This window comes from Duncaniella muricolitica (genome assembly GCF_910574735.1).
In the GTDB taxonomy this organism is placed as follows: domain Bacteria; phylum Bacteroidota; class Bacteroidia; order Bacteroidales; family Muribaculaceae; genus Duncaniella; species Duncaniella muricolitica.
Map to the genome: position 1 here is coordinate 1 of NZ_CAJTCF010000058.1, position 26,743 is coordinate 26,743.

Annotated in this window: 22 protein-coding genes; 9 read left to right on the forward strand and 13 right to left on the reverse strand. The window is 53.8% G+C overall.

Annotation, left to right across the window (positions count from 1 at the left end; genetic code table 11):
• Positions 1-102 precede the first annotated feature (102 nt).
• The 3 genes from QGT73_RS12275 to QGT73_RS12285 are packed head-to-tail and all read right to left on the reverse strand — an operon-like array spanning position 103 to position 2,593.
• A complete protein-coding gene (locus QGT73_RS12275) occupies positions 103-777 on the reverse strand; it encodes a transposase (protein WP_280122581.1) in 675 nt (224 codons plus the stop codon).
• Positions 746-1,117: an ISAon1 family transposase N-terminal region protein gene (locus QGT73_RS12280; protein WP_280121555.1), complete on the reverse strand. Its 372-nt coding sequence runs from the start codon at positions 1,115-1,117 to the stop codon at positions 746-748. The genes QGT73_RS12275 and QGT73_RS12280 overlap by 32 nt, the downstream gene beginning before the upstream one ends.
• Before the next feature lie 57 nt (positions 1,118-1,174).
• Entirely contained in the window at positions 1,175-2,593 is a 1,419-nt protein-coding gene (locus QGT73_RS12285) for a glycoside hydrolase family 28 protein (RefSeq protein WP_280122582.1), read from the reverse strand.
• Between the two features lie 181 nt (positions 2,594-2,774).
• Between QGT73_RS12285 and QGT73_RS12290 the strand changes: the two genes are divergently transcribed.
• The 4 genes from QGT73_RS12290 (at position 2,775) to pelA (ending at position 8,204) form a co-directional block, all read left to right on the forward strand.
• On the forward strand, positions 2,775-4,916 hold the full coding sequence (locus tag QGT73_RS12290; protein ID WP_280122583.1) for a GH92 family glycosyl hydrolase: 2,142 nt from the start codon (positions 2,775-2,777) through the stop codon (positions 4,914-4,916).
• 97 nt (positions 4,917-5,013) lie between these two features.
• Positions 5,014-5,838, forward strand: coding sequence for a glucosamine-6-phosphate deaminase (nagB, locus tag QGT73_RS12295; RefSeq protein ID WP_280122584.1), 825 nt, complete (start codon positions 5,014-5,016; stop codon positions 5,836-5,838).
• Entirely contained in the window at positions 5,792-6,982 is a 1,191-nt protein-coding gene (locus tag QGT73_RS12300; RefSeq protein WP_280122585.1) for a PIG-L family deacetylase, read from the forward strand. The genes nagB and QGT73_RS12300 overlap by 47 nt, the downstream gene beginning before the upstream one ends.
• Before the next feature lie 142 nt (positions 6,983-7,124).
• On the forward strand, positions 7,125-8,204 hold the full coding sequence (gene pelA, locus QGT73_RS12305; RefSeq protein ID WP_425278400.1) for a pectate lyase: 1,080 nt from the start codon (positions 7,125-7,127) through the stop codon (positions 8,202-8,204).
• A gap of 70 nt (positions 8,205-8,274) precedes the next feature.
• Here pelA and QGT73_RS12310 read toward each other — a convergent pair whose 3' ends face one another.
• The 4 genes from QGT73_RS12310 to hisS form a co-directional block, all read right to left on the reverse strand.
• Complete coding sequence (locus tag QGT73_RS12310) at positions 8,275-9,066, reverse strand: TrmH family RNA methyltransferase (protein ID WP_280122586.1); 792 nt, start codon at positions 9,064-9,066, stop codon at positions 8,275-8,277.
• Positions 9,066-9,836, reverse strand: a complete 771-nt coding sequence (locus tag QGT73_RS12315) for an ABC transporter ATP-binding protein (RefSeq protein WP_280122587.1) — start codon at positions 9,834-9,836, stop codon at positions 9,066-9,068. Before QGT73_RS12315 ends, QGT73_RS12310 begins: the two co-directional genes overlap by 1 nt.
• Positions 9,833-10,576, reverse strand: coding sequence for an MlaE family ABC transporter permease (locus tag QGT73_RS12320; protein WP_280122599.1), 744 nt, complete (start codon positions 10,574-10,576; stop codon positions 9,833-9,835). Before QGT73_RS12320 ends, QGT73_RS12315 begins: the two co-directional genes overlap by 4 nt.
• A 107-nt stretch (positions 10,577-10,683) precedes the next feature.
• On the reverse strand, positions 10,684-12,051 hold the full coding sequence (gene hisS, locus QGT73_RS12325; protein ID WP_280122588.1) for a histidine--tRNA ligase: 1,368 nt from the start codon (positions 12,049-12,051) through the stop codon (positions 10,684-10,686).
• A 66-nt stretch (positions 12,052-12,117) separates the two neighbouring features.
• On the opposite strand from hisS, the gene nfo reads away from it, so the two are divergent.
• Both nfo and QGT73_RS12335 read left to right on the forward strand, forming a co-directional pair.
• Positions 12,118-12,975, forward strand: a complete 858-nt coding sequence (nfo, locus tag QGT73_RS12330; protein ID WP_280122589.1) for a deoxyribonuclease IV — start codon at positions 12,118-12,120, stop codon at positions 12,973-12,975.
• A gap of 197 nt (positions 12,976-13,172) precedes the next feature.
• A complete protein-coding gene (locus tag QGT73_RS12335; RefSeq protein ID WP_280122590.1) occupies positions 13,173-14,489 on the forward strand; it encodes an SLC45 family MFS transporter in 1,317 nt (438 codons plus the stop codon).
• 87 nt (positions 14,490-14,576) lie between these two features.
• On the opposite strand, the gene QGT73_RS12340 is transcribed toward QGT73_RS12335, so the two are convergent.
• From QGT73_RS12340 to QGT73_RS12350, 3 genes are read right to left on the reverse strand one after another with little or no spacing between them, the layout of a single operon-like run.
• A complete protein-coding gene (locus QGT73_RS12340; protein ID WP_280122591.1) occupies positions 14,577-17,183 on the reverse strand; it encodes a transglutaminase domain-containing protein in 2,607 nt (868 codons plus the stop codon).
• 30 nt (positions 17,184-17,213) lie between these two features.
• Positions 17,214-17,969, reverse strand: coding sequence for a copper homeostasis protein CutC (locus QGT73_RS12345; RefSeq protein WP_280122592.1), 756 nt, complete (start codon positions 17,967-17,969; stop codon positions 17,214-17,216).
• An 8-nt stretch (positions 17,970-17,977) separates the two neighbouring features.
• Entirely contained in the window at positions 17,978-19,291 is a 1,314-nt protein-coding gene (locus QGT73_RS12350; protein ID WP_425278401.1) for an alpha-L-fucosidase, read from the reverse strand.
• A 108-nt stretch (positions 19,292-19,399) separates the two neighbouring features.
• Here QGT73_RS12350 and QGT73_RS12355 point away from each other — a divergent pair, with 108 nt between their 5' ends.
• The 3 genes from QGT73_RS12355 to kdsB are packed head-to-tail and all read left to right on the forward strand — an operon-like array spanning position 19,400 to position 22,615.
• Positions 19,400-20,467 (forward strand): lysylphosphatidylglycerol synthase transmembrane domain-containing protein, encoded by a 1,068-nt coding sequence (locus QGT73_RS12355; RefSeq protein WP_280122593.1) that lies wholly within the window; start codon positions 19,400-19,402, stop codon positions 20,465-20,467.
• A gap of 17 nt (positions 20,468-20,484) precedes the next feature.
• The gene (locus QGT73_RS12360; protein ID WP_280122594.1) at positions 20,485-21,858 is read left to right on the forward strand and encodes an NfeD family protein; all 1,374 of its coding nucleotides are present in this window, start codon (positions 20,485-20,487) and stop codon (positions 21,856-21,858) included.
• On the forward strand, positions 21,821-22,615 hold the full coding sequence (kdsB, locus tag QGT73_RS12365) for a 3-deoxy-manno-octulosonate cytidylyltransferase (RefSeq protein ID WP_280122595.1): 795 nt from the start codon (positions 21,821-21,823) through the stop codon (positions 22,613-22,615). Before QGT73_RS12360 ends, kdsB begins: the two co-directional genes overlap by 38 nt.
• A gap of 27 nt (positions 22,616-22,642) precedes the next feature.
• Here the strand turns inward: kdsB and QGT73_RS12370 are convergent, their stop codons facing one another.
• From QGT73_RS12370 to QGT73_RS12380, 3 genes are all read right to left on the reverse strand, one after another.
• On the reverse strand, positions 22,643-24,214 hold the full coding sequence (locus QGT73_RS12370) for an NAD(P)/FAD-dependent oxidoreductase (RefSeq protein ID WP_280122596.1): 1,572 nt from the start codon (positions 24,212-24,214) through the stop codon (positions 22,643-22,645).
• A 55-nt stretch (positions 24,215-24,269) separates the two neighbouring features.
• Positions 24,270-25,694, reverse strand: coding sequence for an MATE family efflux transporter (locus tag QGT73_RS12375; protein WP_280122597.1), 1,425 nt, complete (start codon positions 25,692-25,694; stop codon positions 24,270-24,272).
• Between the two features lie 179 nt (positions 25,695-25,873).
• Entirely contained in the window at positions 25,874-26,530 is a 657-nt protein-coding gene (locus QGT73_RS12380) for a hypothetical protein (protein ID WP_280122598.1), read from the reverse strand.
• Positions 26,531-26,743 lie beyond the last annotated feature (213 nt).

Here is a 26,743-nt window from a genome sequence, read left to right on the forward strand (position 1 = left end):
ACATTATAAACAGCTTCATATTTTGTAAAAAAACGATTTACTCTCGTTGGTTGCAACGAGGGAAGTTGTGCATGGGGGAGTACGACAAACCTACCTGAGTAGTTACCTTTTGAGAATGGGATGATATTTGAACAGGATGTTGACGCGATGACGCTGAATGTCTGTCCATTTGTTCTGCGACATCATCAGCGTATGCTTACTGCGGGCGAGTATCTGCCGCATGGTCTCACCGTTGGAGTATGTTACCGGCGTAGTGGACTTGTCGCGAATGTTTTCCTCGGCGATGAGCTGACGGCGTATGTCTATGCGGATCTCGTCAACGGCCTCATTGTAGACCTGTTGTACATGAAAACGGTCATTGACGACATGGGCGTTATAGAATACTTCACCTGCTATCAGCATCATTGACGGCGACAGATCGCAGGTAACCTCTTTTACTTTGCGCCTGACTGACTTACTCATGGCTGCTATGAGTATGGATATAATCTCGTCGCTCTTCGTGCCGGGGATGGCCGCAGCCAGCGTGCCCTTGCCGCCGTGGCCGTCCTTGTTGGTCAGGAAGGTCCATACCTCGCCGTTGCTCAGGCATGTCTCGTCAAGGCTCATGTACGGACCAATATTGGCGGCATTGAAATAGAAGCCACAGCAAAGCTCCCGGTCGAACCAGTCGGCATAACCGCTTATCCTGTTGCGGTATAAATCCGCGAAATACTTGCCGTTGACGCAGTACATCTGCGCTATGTGCTTAATCGACAGTGCCGTCGTCTCCACCTTCATCTTTTAAAAAAGACACGAACTCTGCGCTGAGTCGTGTGCCTTCCTCGTTGGGGAGTTCGAGGTTGTATGAGAATATCTCATTGGTCCGCTTGTCCCACCACTTATTCTTGCGCATGTGAAGATATACGGGGCGACCTCGAAGCGGATAGTCCTGTATTGTAACGTATTCCGTATAGCCTCGCGCGACTATGTTCGGATTACGGTAGTCCTCGTCAGAGAGTTTCTTTTTCTCATCAAGCCATATGTCATATGCCTGTTCTGTGCGTTCGAAGCGCACCATCTCAAACAGTTCGTCCAACCCCTGGGGCAAGAACATCCAGAATGCTTCCGATGTTTTCATACCGCAAATTTAACAATTTTCTGAAAATTACATGCACCGGAATTTCGGCTTGACCCGTTATTTTACTTCCTTGCCATTGAGGAGAAGGTTGGTGAAGGTGACGTTGTCGTAGAGGCCGGTGAGGGAGTTGGTGCCGGAGGTTACGCCGTCGAAGGTGGAGTTTTTGACCTGAATGTTGTGGATGTTGCAGAGGTCTTCAAAGCCTTCGATCTTGACGCCAAATTTGCTTTTCTTGCAGGTCACGTTGTCGAGATAGACGTTCTGGACTGTCGGGGGGAAGCTGCGGTCGCAGATTTCGCGCTGCTCGTATACGAGATTGATTTTGAGGACGGCTTCCTTGCACTGGCCTACCTCTACGTTGCGTACGAAGATGTCTTCGATGACACCGCCGCGGCAGGAGTTGGTCTTGATGCGTATGACGCGATCGAGGAGGGGCGAGTCCATGATGCAGTTTTCTACGAAGAGGTTTTTGAATCCACCGGAGATTTCACTGCCCACGACTACACCACCGTGGCCGTTCTGCATGCGGCAGTTGCGTACGATGACGTTTTGGGTGGGTATGCCCCATGTGCGTCCGTCGCGGTTGCGTCCGCTCTTGATGGCAATGCAGTCGTCGCCTGTGTCGAAGAAACAGTCTTCGATAAGTACGTTTTTACATGACTCAGGGTCGCATCCGTCACCGTTGGGGCCGTCGTTCTGGATGTGGACGCCGCGTACTGTGAGGTTTTCGCAGAGGAGAGGATGGATTACCCAGAAAGGTGAGCGGAGGAGAGTAACGCCTTCGATGAGTACGTTGGTGCATTTTACGGGGTTGACAAGCTGTACGCGCATGCCGTAGCCGTCACCCATTACGCGCTGCTCGACGGGAGTGCCGTTTTCGTTCCATTCCATGAGCTGCGGGCGGCCTATGCGCTGTGAAATGATGCCTTTGTCAAACTCGAAGCCATATTTTACGGCTCCGCACATGCGCCACCAGTTGGAGTTTTCGGCTCCGCCGTCAATGGTGCCTTTGCCTGTGATGGCTATGTTGGTCTGGTCGTAGGCATAGATCATGGGCTGGTAGTTGTAACAGTCCATGCCTTCCCAGCGGGTGAGTACGATGGGATATTCCTTGAGGTCGGGGGTGAAGAGGAGTGTGGCTCCTTCCTCAAGGTGGAGATTGACGTTGCTTTTGAGAGTGATGGGGCCTGTGAACCATGTCCCGGCGGGGATGATGACGCGTCCGCCACCTTGTGAAGAGCATCGGTCGATGAGATTGTTGATCATCTCGGTGTAGAGAAATCCGGGGGTGTCGGATTTTTTGCCATAGTCAAGCAGACGGTAATCTTTGTCGGGGAAGACAGGTGCTTTGATTTGTGCTTCGACTGCCGGATAGATGCTGTCCCATGCCACTGCCGGGGTGACGGGAGCTGAGGGAGCCGCGAGAGCTGTGAGCGACAGTCCGAGGGAGAGGAGTGCTAAACAGTGTTTTTTCATGAAATGATATTAATAGATTTAGAGGGATTAGAGGTGTGATAATGTTTCAGACTTCAAAATTAGTGTTTTTTTGCGAATTTGCGGGCGGATGGGGAGATTAATTTGATTTGGCTTGGTTTGTTGGACAAAATTATTAACTTTGTGTCCTAATCTTGTAGAATCCTTAAATCTTGAAAAAATCATGGGTAACGGAGGGAGACTCGTATATGTATGTGCTGTTGTGGCGGCTTTAGTTGTCACCTCGGGCTGTGGTGTGGCCCGTGAAGGTGACGTGACGGAAAGACTGACACAATATGTCGACCCGTTTATCGGAACGGGGGGCCATGGACATGTGTTTCTCGGGGCCAATGTGCCGTTTGGGTTCGTGCAGCTCGGACCTTCGCAGGAGGTCAAGGGATGGGACTGGTGTTCGGGCTATCATTATTCCGATTCGACAATGCTCGGATTCAGCCACACACATCTCAGCGGCACCGGCATAGGTGACCTCGGTGATATTTTGTTTGTGCCTGCTCGTGATCCGTCGATTGGGCAGATGAGGTTTTCGCACGAAGACGAGCGCGCCCGTCCGGGCTATTATGCAGTGAGGCTTGAGGAGGCCGGAGTGGATGTAGAGCTCACGGCCACTACTCATGCCGGTGTACACCGCTATCGTTTTGACGAAAGTGACACGGCTTATGTGAAGGTAAATCTGGCTTACGGCATCGGCTGGGACAGGCCTATGGAGACTCATGTGGAGCAGGTAGGTGACTCGGCCGTGAGCGGCTACCGCTATTCGAGAGGATGGGCCAGAGCTCAGAAGATATATTTTCATGCGGAGTTTTCGCGGCCTATGGCGCGATGTGAGACTGATGACACGCTTGCGTTGTGTGTGTTTGCCCCGTCGGCCGAGCCGCTTGTTGCCAAGGTGGGACTCTCGGCCAAGAGTATGGAGAGAGCCCGGGCCAATCTTTATGCAGAGGTTGGTGATGCTGATTTTGTCACAGTTATGGAGCGTGCCGACAAGGAGTGGAATGATAATCTCGGGCGCGTGACAGTCACGACCTCCAGCGATAGAGACAAGAGGTTGCTGTACACGTCGCTGTTTCATACGATGACCGCACCGGTGACATATAGTGACGCAGAAGATGAGGAGATGAGATACAGCGTGTTTTCTCTCTGGGATACTTACAGGGCCGCGCATCCTATGTATACGCTGCTGTTTCCCGAGATGCAGACCGATATAGCGGCAACTTTCATGGATATATTCAGGCAACAGGGCAAGCTGCCTGTGTGGCATCTGCACGGCAACGAGACCGACTGCATGGTAGGCAATCCGGGAGTGATCGTGCTCGGTGACCTTGCGCTGAAGGGGTTGACCGATGATGTGAAGGGGGCATATGAGGCCATGCGTACATCGGCCATGCTCGACGAGCGTTCGCTGGGCGAGTTGAAGCGTTACGGCTATATACCTTTTGACCTCGAGGGGTGTGGTGAGAGTGTGGCCAAGGGGCTTGAGTATGCCATAGCGGACGATGCCGTAGCCAAGGTAGCTGCAAGGCTGGGTATTGAGGACACACTGTTCATGGAAAGGGCTCGTGCCTATCGAAAATATTTTGACCGTTCGACGGGATTTATGCGCGGACTCGACAGCAAAGGAGGTCGGCGAGAGGGGGCTTTCGACCCCTTTGCGGCGACACACAGGGCCGATGATTACTGCGAGGGCAACGCTTGGCAATATGTGTGGCTCGTGCCTCATGACCCTCACGGTCTGATAGAGCTGTTCGGGTCGGAGGAGGCTTTTGTGAGCAAACTCGACTCGCTCTTTGTGGCCGAGGGCAGTCTGGGGGCCGAGGCATCGCCCGACATCTCCGGCATGATAGGCCAGTATGCCCATGGCAATGAGCCAAGCCATCATGTTGTGTATCTTTACAACTATGCCGGACAGCCTTACAAGGGGGCTCCGCTCCTGCGACGTGTGCTCACGGAGCTGTATCGCGATGAGCCCGACGGATTGTGCGGCAACGAGGATGTCGGTCAGATGTCGGCCTGGTATGTATTGTCGTCGATAGGCATATATCAGGTGGAGCCGGCCGGAGGTAGATATGTGATAGGTTCACCACTGTTTGACTCGGCCACCATAAGGCTGCCGGGTGAGAAGAACTTCACAGTCTCGGCCAAAAACAATTCGCCAAGGAATATATATGTGCAGTCGGCTTCGTTCAACGGTAAGCCTTACACCAAGAGCTATATTGACTATGATGTCATCATGAGAGGCGGGGTGCTGGAGCTTGTGATGGGCGACAGTCCGTCAGACTTCGGATGCGGTACAGCCGACCGTCCGTAAATAAGTGTTAATAACGTGATGAGCGCGGAGCCGCAGGGTCTGCATAAACGTTACTATATAATAAAGGTAGAATTGCCTAAACATTAAATCTTATATTATGAGACTTGTAATTAAACCCAGCTATGACGAGGTGTCGGCCTATGCTGCGGAGCATGTGATAGGCCGCATCAATGCGGCGTCGCCCACAGCGGAGCGGCCGTTTGTGCTCGGACTGCCCACAGGTTCGTCGCCGGTGGGTATGTATCGCTGCATCGTCGAGGCGGTCAAGGAGGGACGAGTGTCGTTCAAGAATGTCGTGACATTCAATATGGACGAGTATGTCGGACTGTCGGAGGATGATCCCGACAGCTATCACGCCTTTATGCGCCGTCATCTATTCGACCATATCGACTGTCCGGCCGAGAATATCAATATACTCGACGGCAACGCTCCCGACCTCGAGAAAGAGTGTGCCCGATATGAGGAGAAAATAAAGGCCATGGGTGGCATAGACCTGTTTGTGGGCGGCATAGGCCCTGACGGGCATATCGCGTTCAATGAGCCGTTCTCGTCATTTTCGTCGCGCACACGCATCAAGACGCTGACCTATGACACCCGCATAGCCAACTCGCGCTTTTTCGGCGGGAAGGTCGAAGCAGTGCCCACATGCGCGCTCACAGTGGGAGTAGCCACTGTGATGGATTCACGCGAGGTGCTGATACTGTGCAGCGGGCATGCCAAGGCCCAGGCCCTGCAGGCGGCCGTGGAGGGCGCGCTCTCGCAGGCATGGACCGTGAGTGCCATCCAGACTCACCCCAAGGGCATGATAGTGTGTGACGAGGATGCCACTGACGAACTCAAAGTAAAAACTTACCGTTACTTCAAAAGTCTTGAAAATGAAATACAATCTTACCTCAGAAATCAAAATAGATTCTTACCGTGAGTCGTGTCCGTGGATTGACAACGACCATCTCGAATGGACATCTCAGCTTCTTCGCTCGGCTGTGGTGTGGCTCTCCGAGACTGTAGGCAAGTCAATACTCCGGTTAACGGATGATGACTATCGCGAAAATTCGCTCGGTCAACTGTTGAATATCTACGGTTCGAGCTATGATATGAACATACGTGTGTTTAACGAACTGCAGCGCACCATCACAGGCTGGCCGGGCGGCAAGCCCAATGCCGACGATACCGACCGTCCCGAGAGGGCCGCGCCTTATCCCAAGCGGGTGATAGTGTTCTCGCCTCATCCCGACGATGATGTCATCTCGATGGGCGGCACGCTTCAGAGGCTTGTACGTCAGGGTCATGAGGTGCATGTCGCCTATCAGACATCGGGCAACATCGCGGTCAATGACGAGGATGTGATGAAGTATATGCACTTTGTCAACGGATTTGGCAAAATGCTCTCGACCGAGACCGGTACGGAGTTTATGAAGCAGAAATACAAGGAGGTCAAGAAGTTTCTTTCGGAAAAGAAGCCGGGCATGCCCGACTCGGCCGATGTACTTAAAATCAAGGCCCTGATACGTCGCGGCGAGGCGCGCACTGCGTGTGCCTATACCGGTATACTGAAGTCTCACCTGCATTTCCTTGATCTGCCGTTTTATGAGACCGGAATGGTGGAGAAACTGCCGATATCGGAGACCGATGTAATGAAAATCAAAGAGCTGATAGATGAGGTGAAGCCTCATCAGATATATGTTGCGGCCGATCTGTCAGACCCCCACGGCACGCACCGCAAGTGTACTGACGCTGTGCTTGCCGCTATTGACATGGCAGCCCGTGAGAAGGAGCCGTGGGTTGAGGACTGTCGTGTGTGGATGTATCGCGGAGCGTGGGCCGAGTGGGATATAGAGAACATCATGATGGCTGTCCCGCTGAGTCCCGAGGAGCTGCGCAGCAAGCGTAACGCGATACTCAAGCATTCGTCGCAGATGGAGTTTGCTCCTTTCCTCGGCAATGACACACGCCTTTTCTGGCAACGGGCCGAGGAGCGCAATCGTGCTACGGCGGCTCTATATCACCGTCTCGGCTTTGCCGATTATGAGGCGATGGAGGCGTTTGTTGAATGGAAAATCAAATAAGGAATTGAGAATCTTAGAATAATTATAGAATTGGAGAGCTGGGCGTCACAATGCTTGGTTCTCCATTTTTTTGAGTTTATTATCAGCATTTTTTTGTCTGCTGTTTTATGATTAATTTTGTGGTGTCTAAAATCAGGATATCATGAATGTTTTTGCAAAGTATTTTTGCGTGTTTACGGTTTTATTGTCCGTGTCATCTCCGGCATGGGCAGCAAAGAAAAAGAAAAATGCCGAGTTGAAGAGGGTCGACAGGGAGTTTTTTGTTACGCCCGAGGCTCGGCGAATAGGTGAGCAGTTGTTGCTCTTTCAGCGCGAGACAGGAGGATGGCCCAAAAATATTGATATGGTGACTCCGCTTAACGATGAAGAGCGGGCCGAGATTGAGGCCGAAAAAGGGCGTCGTGATGACTCTACGACCGATAATGGAGCGACAACTCTTCAGATGGCTTATCTCGCACGTCTCTATGCCGCGACCGGCGATACATGTTATCGCGATGCTTTCCGCCGTGGTGTGGATTATCTGCTTGCGGGTCAGTATCCCAACGGTGGATGGCCGCAGTTCTGGCCCGAGATGCGCGACTATCAGATACATATCACGTATAACGACAATGCTATGGTCAACACCATGAGCGTAATCCGTGACCTTATGTATGGAGCCGAGCCTTATGATTGCTCAGGACTGTTGCCCGATGGCTACAGGCGCAGGCTTATGGAGTCGTTTTATCGCGGAGTGGAGTGTATCCTCGCTACCCAGATCAGGGATAAGGAGGGCAATCTGACTGTGTGGTGTCAGCAACATGACCGCGAGACCTATGCTCCGGCTCCGGCAAGAGCCTATGAACTGGCGTCGTATTGCTCAAACGAGTCGGCTGCGATACTCCGTCTGCTGATGGAGATACCCAAGCCTGACGAGCGTATCAGGCGGGCTGTCCATGCCGGCATGAAGTGGCTTGACGAGCATAAAATCATGGGTTATCGTTACACTCATGTCAATGACAACGGTGAGTGGAATGCGACACTTGTAGCCGACAGTGACGCCGGTCCGCTGTGGGCAAGATTTTATGATCTTGAAAATGCCGAGCCGTATGTGTGTGATCGCGACGGCATACCTCGCCGCCACCTTGAGGATATAGGCCATGAGCGTCGCAATGGCTATGGATGGTATAGCGACAATGCGTCCGCGCTTTATCCTCTATATGAAAAATGGAAAATGGATAATTGAAAATAACACAATATAGAAAAAATGGAGAATCGGGTTTTGCGATGCCTGATTCTCCATCTTATTTTGTTATTTATCTCAGTTGCCAGAAAGCCACAGCCGCGGCTGCTGCTACGTTGAGCGAGTCGACTCCGTGGGCCATAGGTATGCGGGCTGTGTAGTCGGCCCGTTGGATTGTTGAAGCTGGCAGACCGTCACCTTCCGTTCCCATGATTATGGCCAGGCGCGGCTCGGCGCATAGCTGAGGGTCGTCAATGGATACCGATTTGTCGGTCAGGGCCATCGCCACAGTCTTGAAGCCGAGAGAACGGAGCGACTCTGCATCGTCGACCCATGTCCAGGGTACGAGAAACACTGTGCCCATCGAGACGCGTATGGCGCGGCGGTTGAGCGGATCACATGATGTCGGGGTGAGCACTACGGCATCAATGCCGAGGGCTGCGGCCGAGCGGAATATGGCTCCGATGTTGGTAGTGTCGACCACGCCATCGATCACCACTACCCGTCTGGCGTCGCGACACACCTCTTCGACCGCTGGCGGGACAGGCCGGCGCATGGCACACAGCACACCGCGTGTGAGCGTATAGCCTGTGAGTGAGGCAAGTAGTTCTCGGCTGCCTGTATAGACGGGGATGTCGGGAAAGCGTGCAATAATCGAAGCCGCGTCACCCTCTACATGCCGTACTTCGCACAGCAGGGACAACGGTTGGCAACCGGCTTCGATGGCAACGTTGATTACCTTAGGGCTTTCGGCTATGAATATGCCGCGCGATGGGTCGAGCCTGTTGCGCAACTGGGCCTCAGTAAGCGAGGCATATACTTCCAAGCCCGGATGGGCGAGGGTATTGACGGTGATAACGGGCATCAGTGATGTTCGTGGCTTATGACATAGCTCTTGACCTTCTGGAAAAGGTCGTTGGCAAATACAAACTCGTTGAGGGCCTCGTTGGCCGTATGGTATATCTGGCGCATGTCACCAACCCATTCGCGGTAGCCCTTGTTGATAAACACGATGTTCTCACCTATGCCAAGCACAGAGTTCATGTCGTGGGTATTGATGATTGTGGTTATGTTGTATTCGTGGGTGATGTCGCTCAGGAGCTCGTCTATGACGATTGATGTGCGAGGGTCAAGGCCCGAGTTGGGTTCGTCGCAGAACAGATATTTGGGATTGAGGGCTATGGCTCTCGCGATGGCCACACGTTTCTGCATGCCGCCCGAAATCTCGGAGGGGTATTTCTTGTCGGCCCCTTTTAGATTGACGCGCTCGATGCAGAACTGGGCACGGTCATAGATCTCGGCCGCGCTCATGTCGGTAAACATCGTGAGGGGGAAAGCCACGTTGCCGAGCACTGTCTCCGAGTCGAATAGTGCCGAGCCTTGAAAGAGCATGCCTATCTCCTTGCGGAGCTCTTTGATCTGCGATGAGTCCATCTGCATGATGTCGCGTCCGTCATACAGTATCTGCCCTTTTTCGGGCCGGATGAGACCTATTATCGATTTGACGAGCACAGTCTTGCCCGAGCCGCTCTGACCGATGATGAGGTTGGTCTTGCCGGTCTCGAAGGTCGCGCTGACGTCGTGGAGTATTGTCTTGCCGTCAAACGACTTGGTGAGGTTGCGTACTTCAATCATTGCAGGAGGAGTTTGGTGAGAACGACATCGAGCAGGAGTATGAGGATGCTTGAAGCGACTACGGCATTGGTCGAGGCTTTGCCTACTTCAAGCGCGCCGCCTTTCACATAGTAGCCGTAGAAGGCTGCCACCGAGGTGATGATGTAGGAGAAGAAGAGCGACTTGATGAGTCCATACCATACATACCATTCCTGAAACATGGTCTGGATGCCGTAGATAAACCTGTTGAGCGGTATTATATCGGTGAAAGTGGAGATGAACACACCTCCCATTATAGAGGTAAAGATGCAGAACACCACGAGCACCGGCATGAATACTAAAAATCCCACCACCTTGGGCAGCACCAGAAAGTTGGCCGAGTTGACACCCATGATGTCAAGGGCGTCAATCTGCTCGGTCACACGCATGGTGCCTATCTCCGATGCGATGTTCGACCCCACCTTGCCGGCAAGTATAAGGCAGAGGATGGAGTTGGAAAACTCCAGCAGGATTATCTCGCGTGTGGCGAGACCTGTGGAGTAGGCCGGGATGAGTGGCGACATGATGTTGAGTTGCATCTGTATGGTGCAGACTGCACCGATGAACACTGAAATCACTAGCACAAGAGGTATGGAATCTATGCCGAGTTTGGTAATCTCGGCAATTGTGCGCGTGAAGAATATCTTCCACCTGTCGGGCTCGCTGAACACCTTGCTCATGAAGGAGCAGTAGCGACCGAAAGTGGCGAGGGAGTCGGTAATAATCATTCTATGTCAATAAAATTTGGAATGCAAATATAGCACATTCCGTGCCTTTGGACGACACTCTCAGGAAATAATGACTATCTATAAGGCCGAAACGACAAGATTCAGCCGTTTTTGAGTGCTTCGGCCAGAGCTGCAGGGGTGAGTTGCTGCTGCTCGCCGGTGGTCATGTTTTTGAGTGTGACTGTGCCGTTGGCAAGTTCTGACTCGCCAATGATGCCTACAAACGGGATGCCGAGAGCGTCGGCTCGTCCCATCTGCTTTTTCATCTTGGCTGAGTCGGGATATATCTCGGCGGCAATGCCGGCGGCGCGCAGTTCCTTGATGACACGCAGTGACGCGGCGGCCTCGGCCGGACCGAAGTTGGTAAACATAATTCTGGCCGCACCGTGAATCTCGGCAGGGTAGAGGTCGAGGGTGTTGAGCACGTCATATATGCGGTCGGCACCAAATGAGATGCCTACACCCGACACGCCCGGCAGACCGAAGACACCCGTGAGGTTGTCGTAGCGTCCGCCGCCGGTGATGCTTCCTATCTCTACGTCGCGGGCCTTGACCTCGATAATGGTGCCTGTGTAATAGTTAAGTCCGCGGGCGAGCGACACGTCAAGCTCAAGCACGGCTTCGAGCCCGAGGGCCGAAGTTCCGGCCATTACCTCGCGCAGCTCCTCGACCCCCTTGAGACCTGTCTCGGAGTCGGCAAGCAGAGTGGCCAGCGAGGCCAGACGATCCTCGTTGCTGCCCGAGAGGGTGATGATGGGGGTGATTTTTTCGATGGCTTCGGGCGAGATACCGCGCTCGGCAAGCTCCTCCTTCACCTTATCAAGACCGATTTTGTCGATTTTGTCGATGGCCACGGTGATGTCGACGATCTTGTCGGGCGCGCCGATGAGTTCGGCTATGCCGGCCAACACCTTGCGGTTGTTGAGCTTGATGGTGATGCGCACGCCCAGACGGCGGAACACCTCGTCGATCATCTGGAGGAGCTCGATTTCGTTGAGCAGTGAGTCAGAGCCTACGATGTCGGCGTCACACTGATAAAACTCGCGGTAGCGTCCCTTTTGCGGACGGTCGGCACGCCATACGGGCTGTATCTGGAAACGCTTGAATGGAAACTGGAGATCATTGCGGTGCATCACCACAAAGCGTGCAAACGGCACCGTGAGGTCATAGCGCAGACCTTTCTCGCAGAGCTGCGCAGCCAGACGCGGACAGTCGCCGGCCTTGATGAGCTTCGGGTCGGCACCGCGCAGGAAGTCGCCCGAGTTGAGAATCTTGAAGAGAAGTTTGTCGCCCTCCTCGCCATATTTGCCCATGAGCGTGGAGAGATTTTCCATCGCCGGAGTCTCTATCTGCTGGAATCCATAGAGGTGAAACACCTCGCGGATGGTGTCGAATATATAATTGCGTCGGGCCATCTCGGCGGGAGTGAAGTCGCGAGTGCCTTTGGGTATAGAAGGTTTCTGAGCCATGATTTTCAAAATTTCTTGCAAAGTTAATGTTTTTTTGCTAATTTTGCATCATAATGTAATGCGTAAATGAAACTTATAGGAGCACATGTATCGGTAGAGAATGGTGTGAGCAACGCACCGCTCAACGCACGCGCCATCGGCGCGCGGTCGTTCGCGCTGTTCACACGCAATCCGTCGCGATGGGTGTCAAAGGCCATATCCGACAAGGAGGCCCAGGCATTTGAGCTCAATTGCCGCGAGTGTGGATTCACTCCCGACATGATACTCCCCCACGACAGCTATCTCATCAATCTCGGCAGTCCCGACGCCGAGAAACTGGAGAAGTCGCGCACGGCTTTTCTTGACGAGATGCGTCGTTGCGAGCAGCTCGGACTCACGATGCTCAACTTCCATCCCGGAAGCCACATGCGTGAAATCAGCGAGGCTGATTGTCTCGACCGTATAGCCGAGTCGCTCAATCTTATCCTGTCACAGACTACGGGTGTGAAGGCCGTGATAGAGAATACTGCCGGTCAGGGCAGCAATCTCGGCTACACCTTCGCCCAGATAGCCCGCATCATCAAAGGCGTCGACGACAAGTCGAGAGTCGGGGTGTGTATAGACACCTGTCACGCCCATGCGGCCGGTTATGACATGACCACTGCCGAGGCCTATGACCTCACATGGCAGGAGTTTGACCGCGAGATAGGCTTCGGTTATCTCTGCGGCATGCACATCAACGACACGGCCAAGGCCCTCGGGTCGAAGGTCGACCGTCACGCTCCTATCGGACAGGGAGTGCTCGGAGTCGAGTTCTGGCGTCGGCTCATGCAGGACCCCCGCATGGACAACATTCCTCTCATCCTGGAGACTACCGACGTCAGTTTATGGCCTGAGGAGATACGCTATCTCAACGAGCTTGCCGGAGTCGAGCCGCTGCTGTAACAGGCAGTTTCCCCCCCCACACTCACCCCCCCTCTCTCTTTACCTTCGCTCTCCCCGCCCGTCGCTTATTCATCATCATCGCGCATACACATTCTTTCCACCGCCGCCCGTTAATGTAGCCGAGCTAACTCACAGGCTATATGGATTGTTTAAAATATAAATATATCATACTTACCTTAATTAATTAAAAAACTGTCATGAGCAGAACTAAGCCTGACCAGAGTTTCTGGAAACTTTGGAATCTGAGTTTCGGGTTTTTCGGCGTGCAGATCGCATATGCTCTCCAGAGTGCGAACATCACCCGAATCTTCGCCACCATCGGTGCCGACCCACATTCGCTAAGTTATTTTTGGATACTGCCCCCTCTTATGGGCATTATAGTACAGTCGTTGGTAGGAGCGGCCAGTGACCGCACATGGAACCGTCTGGGCCGTCGTCTGCCTTATCTGCTCATCGGTGCGGCTATTGCCGTGATAGTGATGTGTCTTCTGCCCAATGCCGGCAGTTTCGGCCTCACAGTGGCCGGAGCCATGGTGTTTGGATTTATCGCGCTGATGTTTCTTGACACATCCATCAATATGGCCATGCAGCCGTTCAAGATGCTTGTCGGCGACCAGGTAAACGAGCGTCAGAAAGGACTTGCCTATTCCATCCAGAGCTTCCTGTGCAATGCCGGCAGTCTGGTAGGCTATCTCGCCCCCATCACTCTCACCGCCATAGGCATAAGCAACCTCGCGCCTGAGGGACAGGTGCCGGCAAGTGTGACCTATTCGTTCTACATAGGTGCGGCCGTGCTTGTGCTGTGTGTGATATACAGTTTTATATTTATCCGCGAGATGCCTCCGCGCGAGTATGCAGAATATCACGGCATAACCAAAGAGCAGGAGGAGAGCAAAGAGGGGATGCTGACGCTGCTGCGCAAGGCACCCCGCACATTCTGGACAGTCGGTCTCGTGCAGTTTTTCTGTTGGTCGGCTTTCCTTTATATGTGGACTTATACCAACGGAGCGATAGCCGACACCGTGTGGGGCACTACCGATACACGTTCGGCTGCATATCAGGAGGCCGGCAACTGGGTGGGTGTGCTGTTTGCTGTCCAGGCTGTAGGCTCGGTCATATGGGCTGTTGCCATACCGATGTTCAAGAGTCATAAGACAGTCTATTCTCTCAGCCTTATGCTGGGAGCGGCCGGTTTTATCTCGACGATGTTTATCACCAATCAATACGCGCTTTTCATCTCCTATCTGCTCATCGGCTGTGCATGGGCCGCGATGCTGGCGTTGCCTTTCACAATTCTCACCAACTCGCTTTCGGGCAAGAATATTGGCACATATCTCGGATTGTTTAACGGCACAATATGTGTACCCCAGATATGTGCTGCCGCTCTTGGAGGCGTGATATTGCCTCTGCTTGGCGGCCGTCAGGTAAATATGCTTGTGCTTGCCGGAGCGTTTCTGCTCATCGGAGCTTTCTGCGTGACTCTTATCAGAGAGACGTATGGAGAGAAGAACTGATGAGATAGTGTCATAATTGAAGTGCACCCCAAAGGCTTTTTTGCATAGCTTTTGGGGTGCACTTCAATTTTTTAGGGGATGTATTTATCAGTTTGTCTTATGGAGAATGTTGATGAGTTGTTCTCCGAGACCTATGGTGTAGCCTTGAGATATGTGGATGATGCGGTTGAAGGTGTCGGCGATGATAAAGACCGGGAGAGTACGGTCGGTAAGCTCCATGTTGGAAGAAATTTCTTCGAGAATCTTGTTGTCGATATCGCATCCGAATGTTACTGTCGACGGCAACGATGTGAAGCGCGAGCCGTCAAATCGGGCCGCGGCTTCGGGATTTTCAAAGAGGAGCATGATTTTACCGCCCCACTTCTCGAGTTCGCCGGCTGAGAGAGAGATGTCGTTGAGGGCGTGGACCGTTGGCTCGTTGCCCGGAGCGATGAGACCGAGTATGTAGTAGCCGCGGCCTGTTGTGGAGAGAAGTGATTTGGAAGTCTTCCCGTCAAGGTCGTAGTAGAGATTTTCGGAGTTGAAATTACCTATGACCTGCGCACCCGACAGGTCCTGACGGATGACGAGTCGGGGTGTGTTGACCTTGCCGGGATCGATGCTGAATATCTCCATACGGGCCAGTACGTTGCCGTTGGCCATGCGCTGACCGCTCACCATGAGATATTGGCCGGCTTCAAGAGGCTTGTTGTCACTGTTTATTTTGCCAAGGGTAGCTTCTTCGGGATACTCAAGCAACTGAGGCAGACCGTTTTTAATCTTCGAGATGGAGAAGTGGGAGTAATACACGGGGTCGTGGATGCGTCCGGCGGGCGTGAAGTCAATCTGTAGCGAGCCTTTGGGTTGAGAGGGGGAGGCGGTGAGTGAGTCGCCGAAATCAACATCGATGAACCGGCCCTTAGCGTCGGCATATTGTGTCTTGCCTGTCACGGGGTCGATGCGGGCGGGGATACCGAGGCTGCGTGCTCCGGCCACAAAGAAGATGTCGCGCGAATGAGGGTCGGTGGTACGGCACTCGTCGACAGATAGAGGCGACATGCAGAGTGACTGTGGATTCCATTGGCGGTCGATAAGTATGTTCTCGCGACACCATTTCACCCATAGTTTAGGGTCGGCCTGACAGGCGCGGCGGAAATCGCCGGAGTGGCGGGCGCGCAGAGGTGACTTGTAGGGCGTGAGCATTTCGTTGCTCACACGCGGGTTGAGGATATACTCTGTGTAGAGAGGGGTGTCGACAATAGGCGTGGCGAGATGGTCGCGGAGCACTTCGGGCGAGATGTCGCGACGGTCTTTTTCCCAGATGGTGAGCAGGAGCGAGAGTGCGCGCTGACGGTCGGCCTCGGGAGTCGACTTGAGAAATTCTATGATGGTTTCATGATTGCCGCGCGAGTCGACGAGCACTTTGGTGACTGCGCCGGGATCGATACCGAGCGATGCGGCGAGCTCGCGTGCACGGTCGGGCGAGCAGAAAGTGTCGGTGTAGGATTTGCGTATGGAGTCCTCGAGAGCTTTGCGACGGTCGTTCTCGGCCACAGCTTCTTTGGACGGTGAGGGAAGAGATGCCGATTGGGCGGGAGGCACGATGTCAAGTTCGAGTGTGCCGTTGTAGCCGTCGGTCTTGTCAAGGACAATAGTCATGGGAGAATCCTTGCCGACCGAGTATTTGGCAAAACCGAAACGCTGTCCGTCGGAGGCCCATACGAGTATGTCGCCGAGACCTGTGCGCAGTGATGCATGGCCCTGAGTGTCGGTAACCTTGTTGCCGATGGGATAGAACTCGGCATAGTTGTAAAGGCAGAAGCGCACGGTGGCGTTGCTGACCGGCCGGCCGTCGGTGTCGGTGACGGTGACCTGAGCCACGGCGGTGGGGGCATAATTGTCGGTGACGTTGATTTCGGTGTAGCATGCCGAGTTGCCAAGTTGCTCTTCCGGGCCATCATATCTTCCGAAAGCCTTGGTGTTCATCATCATGCCGCGAGAGGCTGGGGCGTTAAACCATCCGAGGTCGAGTATCGGCTCGGGCTCACATGCTCCGAGGAAGTGCCAGTTGCCGTCGACCCATACCTCGACCCACGCATGGTTGTCGTCGGTGTGGGCCCAGCGCGGGGTGTAGACCTGGCGTGCCGGTATGCCTATCGAGCGCAGAGCTGCCACTGTGAAAGTCGACTCCTCGCCGCAGCGTCCTATGGCCGAGCGTACTGTGGCCAGCGGGGAGCTTGTGCGGCCGTCAGAGGGCTGATAGGTGACTTTTTCGTGACACCAGTGGTTGACCTCGAGCACGGCGTCGGCCATGGAGAGACCTTTGACGCGGTCTTTGAGCTGGTCGTAAAACACCATGCGGCTATTGTCGAGATTCTCGTTGTTGACGCGCACAGGCAGTACGAAGTGGTAAAACTCGCGGTCGGGTACTTTAGCTCCCCAGGGCATTTCCTTACGGGCTCTGAGTGCTGTCCGGACGTTATCGAGATAGAAGCCGGTGCTGTAGTCGGAGATGTCGGGCAACGGCATGTAGGCGTAGAGAAACTGCATGGCGTCGCGCTCGGCAGCCGACATGGCTGGCATGGCCAGATAGCGGGCCGCGACAGGGTCGGATGAGCGGTCGCGGAAGTCGGCGGCCGACCCTGACGGCACAGCGGCCTGAGTGATGATGCTGCCCGAGAGAATGGCGGCGGCGATAAGTGTGTGACGGAGCATTTTTTTGTGAAGATTATGAGATTGGTAGACCTAATTGTTTGATTGGAGAGCCATTTGTTCAATGATGAGTCGGACGATGGCCGGGTCAGTGACTTTGCGGCTGTATTCGTCGGAGCCCGGGGCTCCCATGGCTACATCGGGGTTGCGATAGAGCATGTCGCTTGTCACCGAAGAGCGGGCCGAGGCGTGAAGTTCGCTACATCCTGTCTCGCGCATGATTAGCGCGGCATTGTCGGGAGCGATGCCTCCGCCTGGCAGGATGGTGAGACGGTCGCCTGCCTGACATATGAGCTTGCGTAGCATGGGGATACCCTCGCGGGCTGATGACGCGCATCCCGAGGTGAGCAGGCGGTTACAGCCGAGACCGATGATGGTCTCGAGGGCCTCTTCGGGATTGCGGCACAGGTCGAAGGCGCGATGAAATGTCACATTCCGACCGTCGGCCGAAGCGATGAGGCGTCGGCAGGTGTCGGTGTCAATAGTGCCGTCGGGGAGCAGTGCGCCGATGACCACACCGTGTGCGCCGGCCCGGACGGCAGCCTTGACATCGGCTTCCATGCATGCAACTTCGGACGGAGTGTAGAGAAAATCACCGCCACGGGGACGTATGAGCACATGGACCAGCAATCCGTTGACTCGGAGAGCTTCGGTCAGGAGACCGAGCGACGGGGTGACGCCTCCTTCGGAAAGTGCGGAGCAAAGCTCTATGCGTGTGGCACCGCCTGCGGCTGCTGCCTGCACGCTGTCAAGGTCGCCAGTGCATATTTCGAGAATGGGTTTGTGCATCGGAGTAGTTATTTAGCGGCTGTGGTCAGTTCGATTATATAGTCGGGGGTGTCGGCCGGTATGTCGGGGAGGGTGAGTACAGTGCCGGCAGGGGTGACAGTGGTTTTGACAGGGGTCTTGCCGTCAAAGGTCACCGCCTTCTTGACTTTGCATGCGAGAGGCAGATGTATCTCGCGGCGAGAGGTATCGAAGAGGTGCACATATAGCTTGTCGCCTCGGCGAGTCGATGTGCCCCAGTCCTGAGCGGGAAAGTCACCGGCCTGTGTGCCGTAGATTGTCTCGCCATATTTTCCGAGCCATTGTCCCATCTCTTTGAGACGGTCGAGGGCGGCGGCTGGAAGATTGCCCGATGGCTGCGGGCCGATGTTGAGCAGGAGGTTGGCTCCCATGCCGGCAGTGCGTACGAGATAGCGGATGAGTGTTGGTGTGTCTTTGTAGTCCTGATCGGCGACTTTGTAGCCCCACATGCCGTTCATGGTCTGACACGTCTCAAGAGGGAGGCGGCTGATGGACTGGCCGGAGAGTCCGGCAGTGTTCTCGCCCGGAAGGTCGCGCTCGAATATCTGTATGTCTTCGCCGGGATAGGGGGTCTGATGATGGTTGTTGCCGATGAGACATGATGGCTGCAAAGAGTGAATCAATTTGTATTGCTCCTCGAGTTGCCAGTCAAAAGGTGTTGCGTCTTCGTCGTGGTCCCACCAGCCGTCAAACCATATGGCACCCACAGGGCCGTAGCCTGTCAGGAGTTCGCGGAGCTGACGGTTCATGAAGTCATAATAGGCGGGCCAGTCGGCTTTCTTGGGGTCGCGGCCGGTCTCGAGGCCTGTGCGTCCGCTGGGATAGTCTTCGCGGGTCCAGTCGATGTGGGAATAATAGAGATGTAGCTTTATGCCCTGGCGGTGACATTCGTCGGCAAGCTCCTTGATGACATCGCGCTTGAAGGGGGTGGCTTTTACTATGTTGTAGTCGCTCTGCTTGGTGTCCCACATTGAGAATCCGTCGTGGTGGCGTGTGGTGATGCAAATGTATTTCGCTCCGGAGCCCTTGATCGCGCTGACCCACTCGGCTGCGTTGAAGTTGGCCGGATAGAAGCCGGCGGCAGCCTTGGCATACTCCTTGTGGTCTATGCCACGGTTGAGATACCATTCGCCCTGGGCAAACATGCTGTATATGCCCCAATGGAGAAAGATGCCGAAGCGGTTGTCGGAAAATTCCTTTTGGGCCTGTCGGATTTCGTCACTCGGTGTGTAGGCCACCTGTGCGGTGGCGGAGAAAGAGTTGATGCACATCGCGGTGGCCAGTGTCAGCCACGTAGTTTTCAGATATTTGTTAAGGTCCATTGTGATGAAATAAATTTCAGATTGTCAAAGATAGGTATATTTCTCTGATTGTGCCCTCTTTTTGCTGAAAAAAGTATTATCTTTGTGCTCATGAGTATGATAAGACAGCAGTTTGACATGGTATGGAAGATGCTGCTGCCCGTGGCAATAGGACTTGGAGTGGTCTGGTGGCTTTTCGGGCGGGAGTTTGACGCCGGAGTGTGGGACACACTTCGGTTTGACGGCCGTGCTATAGCCGGCATAGCCCTTGCATGGGTATTTATGCTCGGTCGCGACTTCGGACTGACGTGGCGTTTCAGGGTGCTGACCGACGGACGGCTGTCGTGGGCCAAGGCTGTCAAAGTGTGTTTCCTTTGTGAGTTCACCTCGTGTGTCACCCCGACCTCGGTGGGGGGCAGCGCGCTTAGCATGGTGTTCATGCACCGCGAGGGGATAGAGATGGGACGCGCCACGACTCTGACCATGACCACGCTTTTTCTTGACGAACTGTTTTTTGTGGTGTCTCTCCCTGTAGTGATGTTACTTGTGCCATATGGCGAGCTGTTTGGATTCGGTGGAGGTGACAAGGCTTTTACTGTCGGACTTCAGACGGCGTTCTGGATAATATATGGAGTAATAGTGGCATGGACTCTGTTGCTATTCATGGGCATCATAGTCAGACCTCATGCCATACGCGCGGGGCTTGTGAGGCTTTTTAGCCTCGGATGGCTGCGCAGGTGGCGCGACAAGGCCGACTCGCTCGGCCGCGACATGGAGGACACAGGCCGCGACCTGCGTCACCGCCCGCTGAGGTGGTGGATGGAGGCTTGTGGCGGCACAGTGCTCTCGTGGATGTCGAGATACCTTGTGGTCAACGCGCTGTTTTTCGGCTTTGCACCGGAGGCCGACCAGATGATAGTGCTTGCACGCCAGTTTGTGGTGTGGGTGATACTCATGGTCAGCCCGACTCCGGGAGGTGCCGGCATAAGCGAATGGCTGTTCACGACCTATTACGGCGATCTGCTCCTGACAGGAGGGATGGCCCTTATGATAGCACTCTTCTGGCGTATAGTGAGCTATTATATATATCTGGTGATAGGTGCCTGCATGCTCCCGGCTTGGTTCAGGGAGGGGCTCAGACGAAAAAACGAGAGAAAATCAAACGCAAAACAGTTATAGAATAAAATATATAAGTCATGAGGATACTTGTTACGATGCTCGCGCTGCTGGGCTGTATTCTTATCGGGCGTGCCGATGAAGTGCACGAGGTGTATATGCTGCGTCTGGACGATGAAATCGGCTCGACCACATGGCGTCACACCCGCGAGGCTCTTGTCGAGGCCGAGCGCGAGGGGGCGCGGCTGCTACTGGTGCATCTCAACACCTATGGCGGCTCGGTGGTGCATGCCGACTCCATACGCACCGCTCTTATGAGATGCAGGATGCCTGTGGTGGCGTTTGTCGACAACAATGCGGCGTCGGCCGGCGCGCTGATAGCTCTGGCGTGTGACAGCGTGTATATGCGTTCGGGGTCGTCGATGGGTGCCGTGACTGTGGTCAACGGGACCGACGGCGCGGCGATGCCAGACAAGTATCAGTCATATATGCGTGCCATGATGAGAGCTACGGCCGAGCGTCACGGTCATGTGGCCGACTCGCTCGGAGGCGGCTGGCGTCGCGACCCGGTGATAGCCGAGGCGATGGTAGACCCGCGTGTGGAAGTAGCCGGACTCATCGACTCGACCCGTGTGCTGACGTTCACGCCTGAGGAGGCTGTGAAGTGGGGCTATGCCGATGGTATGGCCGAGTCGGTCGACGAGGTGCTCTCAAGGCTCGGTTACAATAACAATTATGAGATTACGGAGTATCATCCGACATGGCTCGACGCATTGATAGGTTTCCTCACTAATCCGGCCGTGCAGGCTGTGCTGATAATGATAATCATCGGGGGCATATACATGGAGTTGCATTCGCCCGGAGTCGGATTTCCATCGGCTGCGGCAATCATAGCGGCCTGTCTCTATTTTCTGCCTATCTATGTCACGGGTATAGCGAGCGAGTGGATTATACTGCTGTTTGTGGCCGGATTCATACTTATAGTGCTGGAGATGTTTGTAGTGCCGGGATTTGGTGTTACGGGTATAGCCGGCATAGTGTTGGTGAGCCTGGCACTGATATTCGGCATGATTGAGAACTACTCGTTCAGCCTGTCACACGCCTCGACAAGGTCGCTGTGGATGTCGCTCGGGGTGTTTTTTGCCGGATTGCTTCTGGCTGTGGTAGCGGTGTGGTGGCTCACGTCGTCACACGGACCGAAGTGGGTGCGCCGTCACACGGACCTGACTACCGAGCTACGCAGTGATGAGGGATTTATCGGAGTGGACATGAGTCCGGCACGATATGTAGGCCACGAGGGTGTGGCGGTCACCGACATGCGTCCCGCAGGCAAGGTAAGAATCAAGGATGAGACACTCGACGCTGTGGCGGTGATGGGTTTTGTTCATGCCGGCACGCGGGTGAGAGTGACAAAATATGAAAACGCGCAGATTTATGTCAGAGAGGATGCCTGATGCCATAGCCATAATCCCGGCCCGTTACGGGTCGACACGTTTTCCGGGCAAACCGCTGGCGATGGTCGACGGTGTGATGATGGTGGAGCGTGTGTATCGTTCGGCCCGTGAAGCTCTTGGACGTGCGGTAGTAGCTACGGACGACGAGAGGATATTTGATGCCGTGAGAGGTTTTGGCGGTGAAGCGGTGATGACGTCGCTCTCATGCCAGAACGGTACGGCACGTGTGGCCGAGGCTTATCGGCTGCTCGGTTGCAGCGAAAGCATAGTTGTGAATGTGCAGGGTGACGAGCCTTATGTGCTGCCGCAGCAGATAAAGGATGTCGCCGGGGTGCTTGAACGTGTGCCCGAGGCCGACATTTCGACTCTCGCGCTTAAGTTTGACCCTCGTGAGGGATTTGAGTCACTGTTTGACCCCAACCGTGTCAAGATGGTGCGCGACCGCGACGGGCGGGCGTTGTATTTCAGCCGCTCGATAGTGCCTTATGTACGCGATGTGCCGTGGCAGCAGTGGATTGAGGCTGCTACCTTTCATATACACGTGGGGATGTATGGTTTTCGTGGAGATGTGCTCGGCCGGATTGAGCATCTGCCGCCGTCGCCTCTCGACAAGGCCGAGAATCTTGAACAATTGCGATGGCTGTATGAGGGCTATCGCATATACACAGCAGAGACGTCGGTAAGAACCTATCCCGTCGACACTCCGCAAGACCTTGAGAAAGCCGAAGAGAGGGCGCGGACGGAAAGGGAAATATAAGAGGTTGTTATTAAACGCCCTCTAAAATCACATTTTTGATGCCAACTGAGTGGCCACTCGGTCACCGTCGATGGCGGCTGAGACTATGCCGCCGGCATAACCTGCACCCTCGCCACAGGGATAGAGGCCAGGCACATGTATGTGGGCGAGTGTCTCGGGATCACGGGGGATGCGCACCGGCGATGATGTGCGTGTCTCGGCTCCGATGAGGGTGGCTTCATGTGTGAGAAATCCACGGTTTTTCTTGTCAAATTCCTTGAATCCTTCCTGCAGACGGCGAGCTATGCCGCGTGGCAACAGTCGGTCGATGCGGGCCGGATGTATGCCGGGAGGATAGGAGGTGGAGGGGAGATCGGCCGACGGACGTGAGGCAACGAAGTCGTCCATACGCTGGGCGGGAGCGTTTTGTGTACGTCCGGCTTCTTCCCAGAATGCGCGCTCTATGCGCTCCTGCATACGCATCATTTTCAGCACGGTCTCGCGCTCGGTGTCAGCATCGGGCACATCGTCGGGCAGTATCTCCACTACCATGCCTGAATTGGCCCAGCGGGTGTTGCGTCCCGAGGGCGACATGCCGTTCACCACAAGCTGACCGTCGGCACTCGCGGCGGGTATGATGAATCCGCCCGGACACATGCAGAACGAGTAGACGGCACGGTCGTCGACACGTGTGAGCATAGTGTATTCGGCCGCGGGGAGATATTTGCCCCTTCCGGCCGGGGAGTGGTAGCGCAGACGGTCGATAAGCTGCTGGGGATGCTCGAGGCGCACACCTATGGCAAGACCTTTAGGCTCGAGTGTGACACCGCTGTCGAGCAACATTGTGTAGATGTCGCGCGCCGAATGACCGGTGGCGAGGATCACGGGGCCGTGAAAAACGATACTAGTCGCAGAGGAAATGGCTCCGTTCACCTCGCCTTTGTCGGTCATCAGAAGCGAAGAGACGCGTGTGTTGAAATGCACTTCGCCTCCACATCTTATAATAGTTTCGCGTATGGCCTTAATCACGGCCGGCAGCCGGTCGGTGCCGATGTGGGGGTGGGCATCGACGAGAATGTCCTCCGACGCGCCGTGCTGGGCCAGTATGTTGAGTATTTTGTCGACAGGTCCGCGCTTTTTGCTGCGGGTATATAGTTTGCCATCGGAGTAGGCTCCCGCACCACCTTCGCCGAAGCAGTAGTTTGAGTCGGGATCCACCACGTTTTCGCGCGAAATGCGGGCCATGTCCTTGCGTCGCGAGTCGACATCTTTGCCGCGCTCGAGCACTATTGGCCGTATGCCCAGCTCTATGAGACGCAGAGCTGCGAAAAGTCCTGCGGGCCCTGCACCCACCACTATTGCCTGAGGAGCGTCGGCCGGAAGCGGCTTGTAGTCGACAGGGATTATCAGCGATGTCGAAGAGGGCTCTTCATCAATCCATAGCCTGACACTTAGATTGACCATTACGCGACGCTGGCGTGCATCAATGGAGCGGCGGGTGATGCGCAGGTGTCGTATGCGGTTGGGATCGACTGATGCGGCGGTCGATGCGGCAACCCGCAGGAGAGTCTCCTCGGCAGCAGTGCGCGGGTCAACCCGCAGTTCGATGGTCTGTGTCATGGCAGAAATGTGAATTTTTTATAAATATAACGATTAACGTAGATGTTTTATTTTATCACTGATGAGATTCTCCGTCGGCAACACGCATTTCCATACGACGCATCACATGTCTCATCCACCACGAGAGGGTGATGATGGCTGTGACAAAGGCTATGAAATCGGATGCAGCCATTGCGGCCCATACGCCCTTGATGCCCCATATCCGAGGCATGAATATGAGGAATGGAATGAGAAACAGCAACTGGCGCGTGAGTGAGAGGAAGATTGACAGTTTGGGCTTGCCGACACTCTGGAAGAAGTTCTGGATGACAATCTGACATCCGACAACGGGATAGACGATGAAATATATCCTGAAGCCCTCGCGCGAGATGTTGATGAGAGTCTCGTCGGTGGTAAACAGTCGGCTCACCGTGTCGGGAAGACCCTCGCTCACCATCCAGCCGGTCAGAGTGATGGCCACACCTATCCATATGCCGGTGCGGAGTGTGCGCTTGACGCGTTCATATTGTCCCGAGCCGATGTTGTAGCCGAGTATAGGCTGCATGCCCTGAGTGACGCCAAACACTACCATGACAAAAAACATTGTCGTGCGGTTGATGATGCCGTAGGCACCCACACACAAGTTGCCTTGGTCACCGCCATAGTCGAGCAGCGCGCGGTTGATAAATATCACCACCACGCAGGCACACACATTCATGAGAAACGGCGAGAGGCCGATTGCATATATGCGTCTGACTATCGTGCCCGAGAGCCAGCGGTTGTGGAGATTGAAGTGTATTGACGAAGAGGACGACAGGAAGTGGACGAGTACCCAGACAAAGGCCACGGTCTGTCCGCACACCGTGGCAAGAGCCGCACCGCGTATGCCCCATTTGAATACAAAGATGAATATTGGCGCGAGGATTACGTTGACACCTACCGATATAAGAGCCGAAATCATGGCCTTGCGCGGATAGCCTGTGGCTCGCATCAGGTTGTTGAGGCCTATGAATATAAATAGTATAGGTGTGCCGCAGAGTATCACCTGCATAAATTCGCGGGCATAGACCACGGTCTCGTCAGTAGCACCGAAGAAATAGAGTATATCGTCAAGAAACAGCAGTGTGCCTCCGCCCACGATGATAGCGTGGATGAGACATAGTACAAAGACATTGTTGACCACATCTGTGGCCCGTGAAAAGTTTTTCTGACCGAGAAATATCGATGTGATTGTGGCACCGCCGGCGGCAATCATCATACAGAATGCCGCCACAAGATTCATGAGCGGAAATGTGATGGCAAGACCGGCTATGGCCATCGGTCCGACGCCTCGCCCGATGAATATGCTGTCGATGATATTATAAAGCGACGTGGCCACACTCGCGATGATGGCGGGGACGGAGTATTGGACCAGAAGTTTGCCTATTGACTGCTGTCCGAGTGCTTCGGTCGATGTGCTCGCGTCAGCCGGTTTAATACTTTTGTCTATAGAATTACCCATTAGTTGAAATCGCTTAGAGAAGAGAGCCAGGAAACCCATGCACAAAGTTACGTATTTTTCCCGACACCTCTCCAATCTATAACAAATTCATCCGCCGGGAAGGTTCATAAAGCACAACAGCTATATTAATAAATTGTTTTAGAGTGATATTACCTTAGTTTATTGGCAGAATGATTTTATTAAGAGTTCAGCCGTTCGACAATTGCGTCAATCACATCCTGGCCAATGGCATAACTATTGAGTGAAAGATTTGTATTGGGTTTGGAGCTTATGCGAGGGTAAATTGAATAGTACATGTCGCTTAGAATGGTGCGCCATGTCTCACGTATATTGGCGGATGGGATGACGAAAATTACGTTGGGATTGTTAGAATAAATGTATCTTACCAATTGACGCAGAAAATAGTGTGATGGTAGCAAGCCAAGTGAAAGCGGTTTTGCCTGATTAGTACGGCAATAATATGGGAATGCGTTTATTATGGCTACATTCTTAAAAGTCTGGTCTTCGTTAATATGGTTTTCTTCGGAGAATTTTTTCAGGCTATTGACCCAGTGACGATATGTTGGAGAGAAATACATATCCATTGTCTCGATAGTATCTACAGGCCCTACAGAAGGGATCTCTAATTTGTGTTGGCCGTAAAGACGAGGATAGGCATATATTTCAGTATTATTCAATTCATGCCAGCTTTTTAGAACTAAGAGGACTTGTTCCATTATTCTTATATCTAATATGAAATTTTGTGATCGGCAGATGAAATCATCATATGACGGCATATATCCAAGAATGATAACTTTTGTGCTGAGTACATCTCCATACCATGGTTCAGGTATCATTTCGGTGAGGATTTTATTACATAGAGAATTTCGCTTTTTGTTGTGTTTGAGTATTATTGTCTCATCCCCGGAGGGTGTTGCAGAACTCCTCTGATTAAAGCCTCTGAGAATTGAATATTTTAGAATAATCTGGAATTTTTCGAGATTAGTTCGTATATTCGATTCTCAGGAAGTTGAAAACCGGGCATACACTAAAAAAACAGCGAAAATCGG